Annotated in this window: 15 protein-coding genes; 4 read left to right on the forward strand and 11 right to left on the reverse strand. The window is 52.7% G+C overall.

The annotated features are described in order from the left end of the window. Window positions 1-19: 19 nt before the first annotated feature. The gene (idi, locus tag FEM44_RS04315; protein ID WP_135521128.1) at window positions 20-568 is read left to right on the forward strand and encodes an isopentenyl-diphosphate Delta-isomerase; all 549 of its coding nucleotides are present in this window, start codon (window positions 20-22) and stop codon (window positions 566-568) included. Window positions 569-611: 43 nt separating this feature from the next. Here the strand turns inward: idi and lysS are convergent, their stop codons facing one another. The 5 genes from lysS to xerD all read right to left on the reverse strand — a co-directional run bounded on the left by lysS (window position 612) and on the right by xerD (window position 6698). After that, entirely contained in the window at window positions 612-2129 is a 1518-nt protein-coding gene (lysS, locus tag FEM44_RS04320) for a lysine--tRNA ligase (RefSeq protein ID WP_135521126.1), read from the reverse strand. A 9-nt stretch (window positions 2130-2138) separates the two neighbouring features. Then, window positions 2139-3237, reverse strand: a protein-coding gene (gene prfB, locus FEM44_RS04325; RefSeq protein WP_135521124.1) for a peptide chain release factor 2 whose coding sequence is annotated in 2 segments (ribosomal slippage) — window positions 2139-3161 and window positions 3163-3237 — 1098 coding nt in all. Because the reading frame shifts where the segments join, the coding sequence is not laid out codon by codon here. 90 nt (window positions 3238-3327) lie between these two features. Further along, window positions 3328-5061 (reverse strand): single-stranded-DNA-specific exonuclease RecJ, encoded by a 1734-nt coding sequence (gene recJ / locus FEM44_RS04330; RefSeq protein WP_135519883.1) that lies wholly within the window; start codon window positions 5059-5061, stop codon window positions 3328-3330. Window positions 5062-5066: 5 nt separating this feature from the next. Beyond that, window positions 5067-5777 carry a bifunctional protein-disulfide isomerase/oxidoreductase DsbC gene (dsbC, locus tag FEM44_RS04335; RefSeq protein WP_130207826.1) on the reverse strand — a complete coding sequence of 237 codons (711 nt, stop codon included), beginning with the start codon at window positions 5775-5777 and terminating at the stop codon, window positions 5067-5069. Between the two features lie 24 nt (window positions 5778-5801). Beyond that, window positions 5802-6698: a site-specific tyrosine recombinase XerD gene (xerD, locus tag FEM44_RS04340; protein ID WP_064529792.1), complete on the reverse strand. Its 897-nt coding sequence runs from the start codon at window positions 6696-6698 to the stop codon at window positions 5802-5804. A 111-nt stretch (window positions 6699-6809) separates the two neighbouring features. Here xerD and fldB point away from each other — a divergent pair, with 111 nt between their 5' ends. After that, window positions 6810-7331 (forward strand): flavodoxin FldB, encoded by a 522-nt coding sequence (gene fldB, locus FEM44_RS04345; protein ID WP_130207828.1) that lies wholly within the window; start codon window positions 6810-6812, stop codon window positions 7329-7331. Between the two features lie 39 nt (window positions 7332-7370). On the opposite strand, the gene FEM44_RS04350 is transcribed toward fldB, so the two are convergent. Both FEM44_RS04350 and sdhE read right to left on the reverse strand, forming a co-directional pair. Beyond that, the gene (locus FEM44_RS04350; protein WP_135487323.1) at window positions 7371-7778 is read right to left on the reverse strand and encodes a protein YgfX; all 408 of its coding nucleotides are present in this window, start codon (window positions 7776-7778) and stop codon (window positions 7371-7373) included. Next, entirely contained in the window at window positions 7759-8025 is a 267-nt protein-coding gene (gene sdhE / locus FEM44_RS04355; RefSeq protein WP_000354046.1) for an FAD assembly factor SdhE, read from the reverse strand. The genes FEM44_RS04350 and sdhE overlap by 20 nt, the downstream gene beginning before the upstream one ends. 251 nt (window positions 8026-8276) lie before the next feature. On the opposite strand from sdhE, the gene ygfZ reads away from it, so the two are divergent. Then, window positions 8277-9257, forward strand: a complete 981-nt coding sequence (gene ygfZ / locus FEM44_RS04360) for a tRNA-modifying protein YgfZ (protein WP_135521122.1) — start codon at window positions 8277-8279, stop codon at window positions 9255-9257. Between the two features lie 185 nt (window positions 9258-9442). Here the strand turns inward: ygfZ and trhA are convergent, their stop codons facing one another. Together trhA and yqfB are read right to left on the reverse strand one after the other, a co-directional pair. Then, the gene (gene trhA / locus FEM44_RS04365; RefSeq protein WP_135521120.1) at window positions 9443-10102 is read right to left on the reverse strand and encodes a PAQR family membrane homeostasis protein TrhA; all 660 of its coding nucleotides are present in this window, start codon (window positions 10100-10102) and stop codon (window positions 9443-9445) included. Window positions 10103-10265: 163 nt separating this feature from the next. Then, window positions 10266-10577, reverse strand: a complete 312-nt coding sequence (gene yqfB / locus FEM44_RS04370) for a N(4)-acetylcytidine aminohydrolase (protein WP_135521118.1) — start codon at window positions 10575-10577, stop codon at window positions 10266-10268. A 44-nt stretch (window positions 10578-10621) separates the two neighbouring features. On the opposite strand from yqfB, the gene bglA reads away from it, so the two are divergent. Continuing rightward, on the forward strand, window positions 10622-12055 hold the full coding sequence (gene bglA, locus FEM44_RS04375) for a 6-phospho-beta-glucosidase BglA (protein ID WP_138158872.1): 1434 nt from the start codon (window positions 10622-10624) through the stop codon (window positions 12053-12055). Window positions 12056-12116: 61 nt separating this feature from the next. Here bglA and FEM44_RS04380 read toward each other — a convergent pair whose 3' ends face one another. Further along, window positions 12117-12860 carry an SDR family oxidoreductase gene (locus FEM44_RS04380; RefSeq protein WP_135521114.1) on the reverse strand — a complete coding sequence of 248 codons (744 nt, stop codon included), beginning with the start codon at window positions 12858-12860 and terminating at the stop codon, window positions 12117-12119. Between the two features lie 58 nt (window positions 12861-12918). Further along, window positions 12919-15792, reverse strand: coding sequence for an aminomethyl-transferring glycine dehydrogenase (gene gcvP / locus FEM44_RS04385; RefSeq protein WP_135521112.1), 2874 nt, complete (start codon window positions 15790-15792; stop codon window positions 12919-12921). Window positions 15793-15868: the final 76 nt, after the last annotated feature.

The following is a 15868-nucleotide window of genomic DNA, read 5'->3' on the forward strand; positions in this document are numbered from 1 at the left end:
GAATTACATGTGAGAAATTATGCAAACGGAACACGTCATTTTACTGAATGCACAGGGAGTCCCCTCGGGTACGCTGGAAAAATATGCCGCACACACGGCAGACACCCCCTTACATCTCGCGTTCTCCTGCTGGCTATTTAATGCTAAGGGACAACTGCTGGTTACCCGCCGCGCACTAAGCAAAAAAGCGTGGCCAGGCGTGTGGACTAACTCGGTGTGCGGTCATCCGCAACTGGGCGAAAGCAATGAAGAGGCGGTAATCCGCCGTTGCCGCTATGAACTGGGCGTGGAAATAACGTCACCCGAATCGGTTTATCCAGACTTCCACTATCGCGCCACTGACCCGAATGGCATTGTCGAAAATGAAATGTGTCCAGTCTTTGCCGCACGAATTACCAGCGCGTTACAGCCCAACGGTGATGAAGTGATGGGTTATCAATGGTGTGATTTATCAGATGTTTTACGCGCTATTGATGCTACGCCGTGGGCATTTAGTCCGTGGATGGTGATGCAGGTAGCCAATAGCAAAGCCAGAAATGTATTATCTGTTTTCGCAAAGCGAGAATAAAAAACCCCGACAAATGCCGGGGTTATGTGAATACGCGTAACGCTTATTTTACCGGACGCATTGCCGGGAACAGAATAACGTCGCGGATGGTATGGCTGTTGGTGAACAGCATAACCATACGGTCGATACCAATACCCAGACCTGCTGTTGGCGGCAAACCATGTTCCAGTGCGGTGACGTAATCTTCGTCGTAGAACATTGCTTCGTCGTCGCCTGCATCTTTCGCTGCAACCTGATCCAGGAAGCGCTGCGCCTGATCTTCTGCATCGTTCAGCTCGCTAAAGCCGTTACCGATTTCACGACCACCGATAAAGAACTCAAAGCGGTCAGTGATTTCCGGGTTGACATCGTTACGGCGCGCCAGCGGAGAAACTTCAGCCGGATATTCAGTAATGAAGGTCGGCTGGATCAGATGTGCTTCTGCCACTTCTTCGAAGATCTCGGTAACGATACGGCCCAGACCCCAGCTCTTCTCAACGTGGATGCCGATAGATTCAGCAATCGCTTTCGCAGAGTCGAAGTTGTCCAGATCCGCCATGTCGGTTTCCGGGCGATATTTCTTGATCGCTTCACGCATGGTCAGTTTTTCGAACGGTTTACCGAAGTCCAGCGTCACGTCGCCGTAGGTCACTTCCGTCTTACCGAGAATATCCTGTGCCAGAGTACGGAACAGCGATTCGGTCAGCTCGATCAGATCTTTGTAATCCGCGTAAGCCATATAGAGTTCCATCATGGTGAACTCTGGGTTATGACGTACGGAAATACCTTCGTTACGGAAGTTACGGTTGATTTCGAATACACGCTCGAAGCCACCGACCACCAGACGCTTGAGGTACAGTTCCGGCGCGATACGCAGGTACATATCGAGATCCAGCGCGTTGTGATGGGTGATAAACGGACGTGCAGCGGCACCACCTGGGATCACCTGCATCATCGGCGTTTCAACTTCCATAAAGCCGCGGTTCACCATGAACTGGCGAATACCAGAGAGGATCTGCGAGCGCACTTTAAAGGTGTTACGGGATTCATCGTTAGAGATGAGATCCAAATAACGCTGACGATAGCGCGCTTCCTGATCCTGCAAGCCGTGGAATTTATCCGGCAGCGGACGCAGTGCTTTGGTCAGCAGACGCAGCTCGGTACAGTGGATAGACAGTTCGCCGGTTTTGGTTTTGAACAGTTTACCTTTCGCGCCGAGGATGTCGCCGAGGTCCCATTTTTTGAACTGCTCGTTGTAAACGCCTTCCGGCAGATCGTCACGGGCAACGTACAGCTGAATGCGGCCACCGACGTCCTGCAAGGTAACGAAGGAGGCTTTACCCATGATACGGCGGGTCATCATGCGGCCAGCAACTGCCACTTCGATGTTCAGCTCTTCCAGTTCTTCGTTTTCTTTACCGTCGAATTCTGCGTGCAATTGGTCAGAGGTATGATCGCGACGGAAATCGTTCGGGAAGGCAATCCCCTGCTCGCGCAGGTTCGCCAGCTTCTCACGACGCGTTTTCAGTTCATTGTTAAGATCGACTACCGCGTCAGCGCCCTGTGCGTTTTGTTCAGACATGTTGGTTCCTCATAACCCTGCTTTCAAACTTGCTTCGATAAATTGATCCAGGCTGCCGTCCAGCACTGCCTGCGTGTTGCGGGTTTCTACCCCGGTGCGCAGATCTTTAATGCGGGAGTCATCAAGGACATAAGAACGAATCTGGCTGCCCCAGCCGATGTCGGACTTGGTGTCTTCCATCGCCTGTTTCTCGGCATTCTTCTTCTGCATCTCCAGTTCATAAAGCTTCGCTTTCATCTGCTTCATGGCCTGGTCTTTGTTCTTGTGCTGGGAACGGTCGTTCTGGCACTGGGTCACGATCCCGGTCGGGATGTGAGTAATACGCACCGCAGATTCGGTACGGTTAACGTGCTGGCCACCCGCGCCGGATGCACGATAGACGTCGATGCGCAGATCAGCCGGGTTGATTTCGATATCGATATCATCATCAACTTCCGGGTAAACAAACGCGGAGCTGAACGACGTGTGGCGACGACCGCCGGAGTCAAACGGGCTCTTACGCACCAGGCGGTGAACGCCAGTTTCTGTGCGCAGCCAACCATAAGCATAATCGCCGGAAATCTTGATAGTCACGGATTTGATACCCGCCACTTCACCTTCCGACTCTTCAATAATTTCTGTTTTGAAACCGCGCGATTCCGCCCAGCGCAGATACATACGCTCAAGCATGCTCGCCCAATCTTGCGCTTCCGTTCCGCCGGAACCAGCCTGGATATCGAGATAGCAGTCGGCGCTGTCATATTCGCCAGAGAACATACGGCGGAATTCAAGCTGCGCCAGTTTTTCTTCCAGAACGTTGAGTTCCGCAACAGCTTCGTTAAAGGTTTCTTCGTCGTCAGCTTCTACAGCAAGCTCCAGCAGACCGGCAACATCTTCCAGCCCCTGTTTCATTTGGTCGAGGGTGTCGACAACGGCTTCAAGGGAGGAACGCTCTTTACCCAGCGCCTGCGCGCGTTCGGGTTCGTTCCAGACATCTGGCTGTTCCAGCTCAGCGTTTACTTCTTCCAGACGCTCTTTCTTGGCGTCATAGTCAAAGATACCCCCTAAGAACGTCGGAGCGTTCCGTGAGGTCCTGAATGCGATTATTTACCGGATTAATTTCAAACATGGTCTGATTTCTTTTATTGAGCTAGTCAAAATGCGGTGATAAGAGCGGGATTGTACCCAATCCACGCTCTTTTTTATAGAGAAGATGACGCTAAATTGGCCAGATATTGTCGATGATAATTTGCAGGCTGCGGTTGCCGCGAAACTCGTTAATATCGAGCTTGTAAGCCAGTTGCACTTCGCGCACGCCGTTATCCGGCCAGAGGGCCGTATCAACGTTAAACGCAATACCATCCAGCAACGGGCCACCACCGACCGGTTCGACCATCACTTTCAGATGACGCTCGCCTACCAACCGCTGTTGCAGCAGGCGGAAATGGCCATCAAACAGTGGTTCCGGGAACATCTGCCCCCACGGGCCAGCATCACGTAGCAGCTGCGCCACTTCCATGGTCATCTCTTCAGCGCTTAACGGGCCGTCGGAGACGACTTCACCCTGTAATAATGCGGGGTCCAGCCACTCGGTAACCAGTTCGCCAAAGCGTTGCTGAAAAAGTTCGAATTTATCCTCTTCCAGCGACAGGCCTGCCGCCATCGCATGGCCGCCAAACTTGAGCATCATGCCCGGATAGAGCGTGTCTAAGCGCTCCAGCGCATCGCGCATATGCAGCCCCTGAATGGAGCGTCCAGAACCTTTTAACGTACCGTCTCCTGCTGGCGCAAAGGCAATAACCGGACGGTGAAAACGCTCTTTAATACGCGAAGCCAGAATACCGACAACCCCCTGATGCCATTCAGGATGATACATTGCCAGCCCGCCGGGCAGCGTGTCGCGACTTCGCTCCAGTTTCTCGCACAGAGTCAGCGCCTCAACCTGCATTCCCTGTTCAATCTCTTTGCGCGTCTGGTTTAGGGCGTCGAGTTCATTTGCCAGCACACGCGCTTCGCCGATGTTGTCGCACAGCAACAGCGCTACTCCGACGGACATATCATCCAGTCGCCCGGCAGCATTGAGACGTGGCCCCAGCGCAAAACCTAAATCGCTGGCGGCGAGTTTTTGCGGATCGCGGTTTGCCACTTCCAGCAGAGCTTTAATCCCTGGGCGGCACTTCCCGGCGCGGATTCGGCTCATGCCCTGCCAGGTCAGGATACGGTTATTCGCATCCAGCGGCACCACGTCCGCCACCGTCCCGAGCGCCACCAGATCCAGCAATTCCGCCAGATTAGGGATTGCAATGCCACGGTCATCAAACCAGCCCTGATCGCGCAAAAAGGTGCGCAGCGCCAGCATCAGATAAAATGCGACGCCTACGCCTGCCAATGACTTCGATGGAAAGTCGCAGTCACGCAAGTTAGGGTTAATAATGGCTTCCGCCGCGGGTAACGTATCGCCCGGCAAATGGTGATCGGTAACAATAACCGGAATGCCCAGCGTGCGAGCGTGTTCAACGCCCGCGTGAGAGGAAATGCCGTTATCCACCGTCACAATCAACTGCGCGCCACGGGCATGCGCCTGCTCAACCACTTCCGGACTTAAGCCATAACCGTCTTCAAAACGGTTCGGCACCAGGAAGTCGATGTTGGCGCAGCCAAGCGAACGCATCGCCAGCACGCTAAGGGCTGTACTGGTGGCGCCATCGGCGTCGAAATCTCCGACCACAATTATCCGCGTTCCTTCGCGAAAAGCGTTGTAAAGGATCTCAACGGCCTTTTCGACGCCGCTCAGTTGCTGCCAGGGCAGCATCCCTTTAACACCGCGTTCCAGTTCCTGCGCGCTACGCACGCCCCGGCTGGCGTATAAACGACGCAGCAAGGGCGGCAGATCAGCGGGCAGGTCTGCCGTTTCATCGATTTCACGGCGACGAAGTTTTATCTGTTGTTTCACGCGAATTATTTACCGCTGGTCATTTTCTGGTGTTCGTCGAGGAATTCTTTCATGTCTTTCGGCGGCTGGTAGCCCGGCACCAGGGTACCGTTGCTCAGCACAATCGCCGGAGTACCGCTGACGCCAAGCTGGACGCCAAGCGCGTAATGGTTGGCAATATCCACGTCGCAACTGGCTGGCGCGACGCTTTTACCCGCCATCACATCATCAAACGCTTTGTTTTTATCTTTCGCACACCAGATGGCTTTCATTTGTTGCTCAGCCTGGCTCTCCAACCCCTGGCGCGGGAAAGCGAGATAACGCACGGTGATCCCCAGCGCGTTGTAGTCTGCCATCTGCTCATGCAGCTTGTGGCAGTAGCCACAAGTAATATCGGTGAACACGGTGATGACGTGTTTTTCCTGCGGCGCTTTATAAACAATCATATCTTTTTCAAGCGCGTTTAGTTGCTTTAACAGCATCTTATTGGTGACATTGACCGGAGCTGTGCCGCTAACGTCATACATTGGACCCTGAATGATATGTTTACCATCATCGGTGATGTACAACACACCGCTGTTAGTCAGAACTGTCTTCATGCCAGCCACAGGCGCGGGCTGAATATCGCTGCTTTTGATGCCCATTTTGGCTAACGTTTGTTGAATTGCCGCGTCATCCGCCTGAACAAAGCCTGAAAACGCCGCCAACAAAGTAAACAACATAAAACCTTTCTTCATAAATCTTCCCGTTCTTTTCAGACATCACGCCCGTGGGTGATGCTGTTGATGAAGTTGCCGCAGACGCTCGGTAGCGACATGCGTATAAATTTGCGTGGTGGAGAGATCGCTATGGCCCAACAACATCTGCACCACGCGTAAGTCCGCACCATGATTTAACAAATGAGTGGCAAAGGCATGACGCAACACATGCGGTGACAGCTTTTCGCTATCGATACCCGCCAGCACGGCATAATGTTTAATGCGGTGCCAAAAGGTCTGGCGCGTCATCTGCTGAGCGCGCTGGCTGGGAAACAGTACGTCAATTGACACACCGTTTAGCAACCACGGTCGCCCGTGTTCCAGATAGTTTTCCAGCCAGTAGACTGCCTCTTCACCTAACGGCACCAGGCGTTCTTTGTTGCCTTTACCAATTACCCGCACCACACCCTGGCGCAGACTAATGTCGCTCATTGTCAGCCCAACCAGTTCCGAGACACGCAACCCGGTAGCATACAGCACTTCGAGCATGGCTTTATCGCGAAGCTCCAGAGGCTGATCGACTAAAGGTGCCTGTAATAATCTTTCAACCTGCGCTTCGCTTAAATCTTTCGGCAAACGCTGGGGCAATTTCGGCGAAGCCAGATGCGCACTGGGATCGTCTTCACGAAATTTTTCGCGATAAAGATACTGGAACAATCGGCGCACTGCACTCAGCAAACGAGCTGAACTGGTGGCTTTATACCCGCCCTCCAGCCGTTCTGCCAGTAATGCCTGCAAATCGTCACTTTGCGCCGTTGCCAGCGTCAGCCCACGATGATGCAACCACTCCACCATCATTGACAGATCGCGACGGTATGCGTTCAACGTATTTTCGGCGAGATTTTTTTCCAGCCACAGGGCATCCAGAAACTGCTCGATGCGTGCCAGATCTTGTTTCACTTGCGCCCCTTATCGTTACTCGTTTGATCCATTATGCCTTATTGTGCCGTGACTAAAGCGATTCTGATACACTAGCCGCAAAAGCCACAGCAGAATCGAGAAGCTTACGTTATGAATATGGGTCTTTTTTACGGTTCCAGCACCTGTTACACCGAAATGGCGGCGGAAAAAATCCGCGATATTATCGGCCCAGAACTGGTGACCTTACATAACCTCAAGGACGACTCCCCGAAATTAATGGAGCAGTACGATGTGCTCATTCTGGGTATCCCGACCTGGGATTTTGGCGAAATCCAGGAAGACTGGGAAGCCGTCTGGGATCAGCTCGACGACCTGAACCTCGAAGGTAAAATTGTTGCGTTATATGGGCTTGGCGATCAGCTGGGATACGGCGAGTGGTTCCTTGATGCGCTCGGCATGCTGCATGACAAACTCTCGACTAAAGGCGTGAAGTTCGTCGGCTACTGGCCAACGGAAGGATATGAGTTTACCAGCCCGAAACCGGTGATTGCTGACGGACAGCTGTTCGTGGGTCTGGCGCTGGATGAAACTAACCAGTATGACCTTAGCGACGAGCGTATTCAGAGCTGGTGTGAGCAAATCCTTAACGAAATGGCAGAGTATTACGCCTGATGTGACTGACGGCTTTGCGCATTAGCGTTGCCGTCATATTTACCTTTGCGTCTCTTGTTGCAACAAAATTCGCCGTAAATCCCGCCATTCGGCTTCGTCCATGCTGTCGGCTGCCAGCCATAAATGTTGCCGTTTACCGCTGTCAGAACGTAAACGCAGCATCATGCCGCTTTTAATCATCCACGGCGCTTTGACGATGCTCCACTCCTGCCCTTGCCAACGCAAACGCCCGTCCATCAACAGGCGAATCTCCCCCTGGCGAGCATTAATACGCCGCTGGCTGCGAACGCAATCAAACACCACCAGCGAAAGCAACACCATCCATAACGGGGTGTAACTGAGCGGCCAGGGCATGAGTAAAATAATAGCGGCAACCAACCCATGAATCAGCAAGGAAAGCCACTGTGCGCGCCAGGAGACGCGCAGATCAGATTGCCACAGGACCACGTTCCCGGTTCCGTGTCTGGATGAGTCGGACCATCATTTCCAGTTCTGCATCGGCCGGTTTACCGTGATTCATCAGCCAGTTGAACAGGTCCGGGTCGTCGCATTCCAGCAGACGAATAAAGATGCGTTTTTCGTCATCACTTAAGCTGTCGTACTCATGTTCGAAAAACGGCATGATTGAAATATCGAGTTCGCGCATACCACGGCGGCATGCCCAATGAATGCGGGCTTTGTTGTTAATGTCCATCTTCTTCCTGTCTCACGAAAATCCAGTACCTGGCTATTGTAACGTGTTTTTCGACTTCTTTTGCGGGAATATCGGTAAACACAATCGCGATCGCGAAATTAATCCGCAACAATTCAATGGCTTCATTTTTTTGGATGTCGCCTCGCAAAGCATATCAGAAGGCACAGATCGCGTAGTGAAAGCACTTGCATTGCCTCATAGCTCTTTTACCATTAGTCATTAATACGCCGTTTGTTACACAGGACTCCATTATGGCTTTTACACCTTTTCCTCCCCGTCAGCCTACGGCTTCTGCCCGTTTACCACTGACGCTAATGACGCTTGATGACTGGGCGCTTGCCACCATTACTGGCGCGGACAGCGAAAAATATATGCAGGGTCAGGTGACAGCAGACGTCAGCCAAATGACAGAAGACCAGCATTTGCTCGCCGCGCATTGCGACGCCAAAGGTAAAATGTGGAGCAATTTGCGTCTGTTCCGCGATGGCGACGGCTTTGCATGGATTGAACGCCGCAGCGTGCGTGATTCGCAGCTGACTGAACTGAAAAAATATGCGGTGTTTTCTAAAGTGACTATCGTGCCAGACGATGAACGTGTGCTGCTCGGTGTTGCCGGTTTTCAGGCACGCGCCGCGCTGGAAAATCTCTTCAGAGAAATGCCTTCGAAGGAAAAACAGGTAGTCAGAGAAGGTGCGACCACACTGCTATGGTTTGAACATCCGGCAGAACGTTTTCTGATCGTAACCGATGAAGCTACCGCTAATACTTTGACCGATAAACTGCGCGGTGAAGCGGAACTGAACAATAGCCAACAGTGGCTGGCATTAAACATTGAAGCGGGTTTCCCGGTAATTGATGCCGCCAACAGCGGGCAGTTTATCCCGCAGGCAACTAACCTTCAGGCGCTCGGCGGTATCAGTTTTAAGAAAGGCTGCTATACCGGGCAAGAGATGGTGGCACGAGCTAAGTTCCGCGGAGCCAACAAACGCGCGCTCTGGTTGCTGGCGGGTAGCGCCAGCCGTTTGCCGGAAGCTGGTGAAGACTTAGAGCTGAAAATGGGCGAAAACTGGCGTCGTACCGGTACGGTGCTGGCTGCGGTAAAACTGGAAGATGGTCAGGTAATGGTTCAGGTCGTCATGAATAACGATATGGAACCGGACAGCATCTTCCGCGTTCGTGATGATGCGAATACATTGTGTATTGAGCCGCTGCCGTATTCGCTGGAAGAGTAAATCTCTGTATCGCATCAGGCATCTTTCGCCTGATGCGACGCTGGCGCGTCTTATCAGGCCTGGGATTTGGTGCCTTTTTCACAAATGGAAAGCGGCCCGTAGGCCGGATAAGGCGTTCACGCCGCATCCGGCAGTTGTGCTCCGATGCCTGAATGTGTCTTTTCAGGCCGACAAAGGCACAGCCATTACGGCTGTCCAATATACAAATAGATCGCCAGAAAATGGCACACACTGCCGCCGAGCACAAAGCCGTGCCAGATGGCGTGGTTGTAGGGGATGCGTTTGCAGACGTAGAAAATCACCCCGAGCGAGTAAACCACTCCGCCTACCGCCAGTAAGGTAACGCTGCCCGCCGCGAGCTTAACTGCCATTTCATAAATCACCACCAGTGACAGCCAGCCCATCGCCAGATAAGTCACCAGAGATAAAATTTTGAATCGGTGCGCGATGGTCAGTTTGAACAGAATCCCCAGCAATGCCAGGCTCCAGATAACAATCATCAACCCGCGCGCTAACGGAGAATCCAGCCCCACCAGCAAAAACGGCGTGTAGGTTCCGGCAATCAACAAGTAAATGGCGCAATGGTCAAATTTCTTCAGCCACATTTTTGCCCGTTGATGAGGAATGGCGTGATAAAGCGTCGAAGCAAGAAACAGCAGGATCATACTGCCGCCATAGAGGCTGTAACTGGTTATCGCCGTGGCGCTGGCATTGAGATCCACCGCCTGAACCAGTAGCAACACCAGCCCGACAATACCAAACACCAGCCCAATGCCGTGACTGACGCTGTTGGCAATTTCCTCTGCCAGCGAATATCCCTGCTTAATGAGGGGCTTCTGAACCATAACTTACTCCGGAGAAACGTACACATTCGTGTATACCTCTCCAGCGTAACTGAGAATAGTTCCAGTGAACACCTGTTAGCTAAAATAAATTCCGATTTGAGACTAATCTCCTAAAAATCATGAAATTAAATGCGAAATTTCAACTAACAGGCGTAAGTTCAATTTAAAGACATTTAAATTCAATCACATAAAATTGTGATTGACCGGGATAGATGTCGGCAATGACCTTTTTCAGTTCAGCCAGGGTCATATTTTCCTGTTGTGCATGTTTTTCTGTGAGAGTATCCAGCGTCACCGTTGAGGTTGCAGTGACTTCAATGGTGCAAAAATAGCCGTCATCTTCAAAGCGCCCGACGCGAAGCACATCGCCAGCTTTAAAGTGCGATTCAGACTCGTCACGGATAGTGATGGTTTTACGCCCAGCCAGAATGTCATCCTGGAATCGTTGAAAAAAAGTGATGTTGTTTGGCTGCATGGTACTATTTCCTGTAAGAATTGACTCATCTGGAGCCTATGATAGTGAAAAAACTCACCTTACCGAAAGATTTCTTATGGGGCGGCGCAGTTGCCGCTCATCAGGTCGAAGGCGGCTGGAACAAAGGCGGCAAAGGGCCAAGTATTTGTGACGTACTGACCGGCGGTGCACACGGCGTGCCACGCGAAATCACCAAAGAAGTCTTGCCGGGCAAATACTATCCAAACCATGAAGCGGTAGATTTTTACGGTCGCTACAAGGAAGACATCAAGCTATTTGCCGAAATGGGCTTCAAATGTTTTCGTACTTCCATCGCCTGGACGCGCATTTTCCCGAAAGGCGATGAAGCTCAGCCAAACGAAGAAGGGCTGAAGTTTTACGACGATATGTTCGATGAACTGCTGAAATACAATATCGAACCGGTGATCACCCTCTCCCACTTTGAAATGCCATTACATCTGGTGCAGCAATACGGTAGCTGGACCAACCGTAAAGTGGTTGATTTCTTTGTCCGTTTCGCAGAAGTGGTATTTGAACGCTATAAGCATAAAGTCAAATACTGGATGACCTTCAACGAAATTAACAACCAGCGTAACTGGCGCGCGCCGCTGTTCGGTTACTGCTGCTCTGGCGTGGTTTATACCGAGCATGAAAACCCGGAAGAGACGATGTATCAGGTGCTACATCACCAGTTTGTCGCCAGCGCCCTGGCGGTGAAAGCCGCGCATCGCATCAACCCGGAGATGAAAGTCGGTTGTATGCTGGCGATGGTGCCGCTCTATCCTTACTCCTGTAACCCGGACGATGTGATGTTTGCCCAGGAGTCGATGCGCGAACGCTACGTCTTTACCGATGTGCAGTTGCGTGGCTATTACCCGTCCTATGTGTTGAACGAGTGGGAACGTCGCGGATTTAACATCAAAATGGAAGACGGCGATCTGGATGTGCTGCGCGAAGGCACCTGCGATTATCTTGGTTTCAGCTATTACATGACCAACGCAGTGAAGGCCGAAGGCGGCACCGGCGATGCCATCTCTGGTTTTGAAGGCAGCGTACCAAACCCGTATGTTAAAGCATCTGACTGGGGCTGGCAGATTGATCCTGTGGGTCTGCGTTACGCGCTATGCGAATTGTATGAGCGTTACCAGAAGCCGCTGTTTATTGTCGAAAACGGTTTTGGCGCTTACGACAAAGTGGAAGAAGACGGCAGCATCAACGACGACTACCGCATTGACTACCTGCGCGCCCATATTGAAGAGATGAAAAAAGCGGTGACTTACGATGGCGTAGATCTGATGGGCTACACGCCGTGGGGCTGCATCGACTGTGTGTCGTTCACCACCGGGCAGTACAGCAAACGCTACGGCTTTATCTATGTGAATAAACATGACGACGGTACTGGCGATATGTCGCGCTCCCGTAAAAAGAGCTTTAACTGGTACAAAGAGGTGATTGCCAGCAACGGCGAGAAACTTTGATTAGCTGATGTGCCGGATGCAACGTAATTGGCGTTGCATCCGCCCAGATAACTTTCCCATCTTATTTACCGCCCGCCAAATCGATAAAGCTCCCAGTGACATAAGAGGCTTTATCGCTTAACAGCCAGACAATGGCCTGGGCAACTTCATCTGCCTGTCCGCCACGGTGCATGGGGATGTTCAACTTAACGCGATCGACGCGTCCTGGTTCGCCACCGCTGGCATGCATTTCGGTATAAATAAACCCTGGTCGCACGCCATTGACGCGAATCCCTTGCGCGGCAACTTCCAGCGACAGTCCGGTGGTTAACGTATCAATCGCTCCTTTCGATGCCGCATAATCAACGTATTCCCCCGGCGATCCCAGCCGTGCGGCCACTGAAGAGACATTGACGATAGCGCCGCCATTACCGCCGTTTTTTAGCGCCATGCGCTTTACTGCTTCGCGGCAGCAGAGAAAATACCCCGTCACGTTGGTGGAAAGTACCCGGTTGATTCGCTCTGCGGTGAGATTTTCCACTGTGCATTGGGTAAACAAAATTCCTGCGTTATTGACCAGCGCGGCTAACGGTTCATCGCGCTGGTCGATTGCTGTAAACATCGCAATGACCTGGTTTTCGTCGCTGATATCCGCCTGGAGTACGAATGCCTTGCCACCCGCTTTCGTTATTAAGTTCACAACTTCCTGAGCTGCACAGAGGTTTTGCTGATAATTAACCGCAACCGTATATCCTGCTTGCGCCAACTGTAGCGCGGTAGCCCGCCCTATGCCGCGACTGCCACCAGTCACAAGTGCTATAGCCATTTGTTTTCCCCAAAAAAAAGGCGCCGAAGCGCCTTTAGAAAATAGTCGAATCAGCAAATTACTGGTATTCGCTAATCGGTACGCAGGAGCAGAACAGGTGACGGTCGCCGTAAACATCATCCAGACGTTTCACTGTCGGCCAGTATTTGTCTGCCACGCCTGCCGGGAATACTGCAACTTCACGGCTGTACGGATGCGCCCACTCGGCGACCAGTTCGCTCTGAATGTGCGGCGCGTTCACCAGCGGGTTATCTTCCAGCGGCCAGACACCGGCTTTCACCTGGTCGATTTCTGCGCGGATAGCCAGCATCGCGTCGATAAAGCGATCCAGTTCCACTTTGCTTTCAGATTCAGTCGGTTCAACCATCAGCGTCCCCGCCACCGGGAATGACATGGTCGGCGCGTGGAAACCGTAGTCGATCAGGCGCTTGGCAATATCCAGCTCGCTGATGCCAGTTTCTTCTTTCAACGGACGAATATCGAGAATACATTCGTGAGCCACGCGACCGTCGCGACCGGTATACAGCACCGGGAAGGCATCCTGCAGGCGGCTGGCAATATAGTTGGCGTTAAGAATTGCCACCTGGCTTGCTTTTTTCAGCCCTTCAGCGCCCATCATGCGGATGTACATCCAGCTGATTGGCAGGATAGAGGCGCTACCGAACGGTGCAGCAGAAACCGCGCCCTGACGGGTTAACATGCCTTCAATTTGCACCACGCTATGACCCGGTACAAACGGTGCAAGATGCGCTTTCACGCCGATCGGCCCCATACCCGGACCGCCGCCGCCGTGCGGAATACAGAAGGTTTTATGCAGGTTGAGGTGCGAAACGTCCGCGCCAATAAAGCCCGGCGAGGTGATACCAACCTGAGCGTTCATGTTCGCGCCATCAAGGTAAACCTGACCACCGAACTGATGCACGACTTCACACACCTCACGGATCGTTTCTTCATACACGCCGTGGGTGGAAGGATAGGTCACCATGATGCAGGAGAGATTATCGCCCGCCTGTTCCGCTTTCGCGCGCAGGTCAGCCAAATCGATATTGCCGTTTTTATCACACGCCACAACCACCACCTGCATTCCTGCCATATGTGCAGAAGCGGGGTTAGTTCCGTGCGCAGAAGCCGGGATCAGGCAGATATCCCGATGCCCTTCGTTGCGGCTTTCATGATAATGACGAATCGCCAGCAGGCCCGCGTATTCGCCCTGTGCGCCAGAGTTCGGCTGCATACAAACGGCGTCGTAACCGGTCAGTTTCACCAACCAGTCAGCCAGCTGCGCAATCATCTGCTGATAACCTTCAGCCTGTTCCGGCGGGCAGAACGGGTGCAGTTCGGCAAATTCCGGCCAGGTGATTGGGATCATCTCGGCGGCGGCGTTCAGTTTCATGGTGCAGGAACCCAGCGGGATCATCGCCTGATTCAGCGCCAGATCTTTACGCTCCAGCGAGTGCATATAGCGCATCATTTCGGTTTCGCTGTGGTAGCGATTAAACACTGGATGGGTGAGGATTTCGTCGTCGCGCAGCATCGCAGACTGAATAGAGCGGCTGTCGTGAGCCACGTCTTTGTCCAGCGTGTCGATGTCCAGCCCGTGGTTATCGCCCAGCAGCACGCTGAAAAGCTGCATCACGTTTTCGCGCGTGGTTGTTTCATCAAGGGTGATCCCAACCGCGTTCAGAATATCGCTACGCAGGTTGATTTCAGCCGCTTCGGCACGCGCCAGTAAGCCCGCTTTGTCGGCCACTTCCACACACAAGGTGTCGAAATAGTGCGCATGACGTAGTTTCAGACCTTTTTGTTGCAGGCCTGCCGCCAGGATATCGGTCAGACGGTGAATGCGGTTAGCGATACGTTTCAGGCCAACCGGACCGTGATAAACGGCATACAGGCTGGCGATGTTTGCCAGCAGTACCTGGGAAGTACAAATATTGGAGTTCGCTTTCTCACGGCGAATATGTTGCTCGCGAGTCTGCATCGCCATGCGCAGCGCGGTATTGCCAGCTGCATCTTTCGATACACCGATAATACGGCCCGGCATTGAGCGTTTGTATTCATCTTTCGCCGCAAAGAATGCTGCGTGCGGGCCACCGTAGCCCATCGGCACGCCAAAGCGTTGCGCCGAACCAAAGACAATATCCGCGCCCTGTTTACCCGGCGCGGTTAACAGCACCAGCGCCATAATATCGGCGGCGACGCTGACTACAATTTTGCGTGATTTCAGTTCGCTGATAAGCGCAGTGTAGTCGTGGATTTCGCCCGTCGTACCCACCTGCTGTAACAGCACGCCGAAGACGTCCTGGTGATCGAGAACTTTTTGCGCATCGTCGACAATCACTTCAAAACCAAAGGTTTCGGCACGGGTGCGAACCACATCCAGCGTTTGCGGATGAACGTCAGAAGCAACGAAGAAGCGGTTGGCATTTTTCAGCTTGCTGACGCGTTTTGCCATCGCCATTGCTTCGGCGGCTGCAGTGGCTTCGTCAAGAAGAGAAGCCGAAGCCATATCCAGCCCGGTTAAATCCAGCGTTACCTGCTGGAAGTTGAGCAGTGCTTCGAGGCGGCCCTGGGAGACTTCAGGTTGATACGGAGTATACGCAGTATACCAGCCCGGATTTTCCAGCATGTTACGCAGAATAACCGGCGGCAACTGCACGGCGGTGTAACCCATGCCAATGTAAGACGTGAAGCGTTTATTGCGACTGGCAATAGCCTTGAGTTCCGCCAGCGCGGCGTATTCGGTTGCCGGTGCGCCAACCTGCGGCGGGGTCGCAAGCTGAATATCTTTCGGCACAATCTGGCCGGTCAGCGCGTTTAACGATTGTGCGCCAACGGCATTCAGCATTTCTTGCTGTTGCGCGGCGTCCGGTCCGATATGGCGTTCAATAAAAGCGCCGCTGTTTTCAAGCTGGCTTAACGTCTGTGTCATGAGCGATGGTTCCTGAAACGTGCAGTGAATTGTGAACCTCTCTCCTTGCGAAGAGAGTGAGGGTGAGGCGTAAATT

The sequence above is a fragment of the Escherichia sp. E4742 genome, from assembly GCF_005843885.1.
Lineage (GTDB): Bacteria > Pseudomonadota > Gammaproteobacteria > Enterobacterales > Enterobacteriaceae > Escherichia.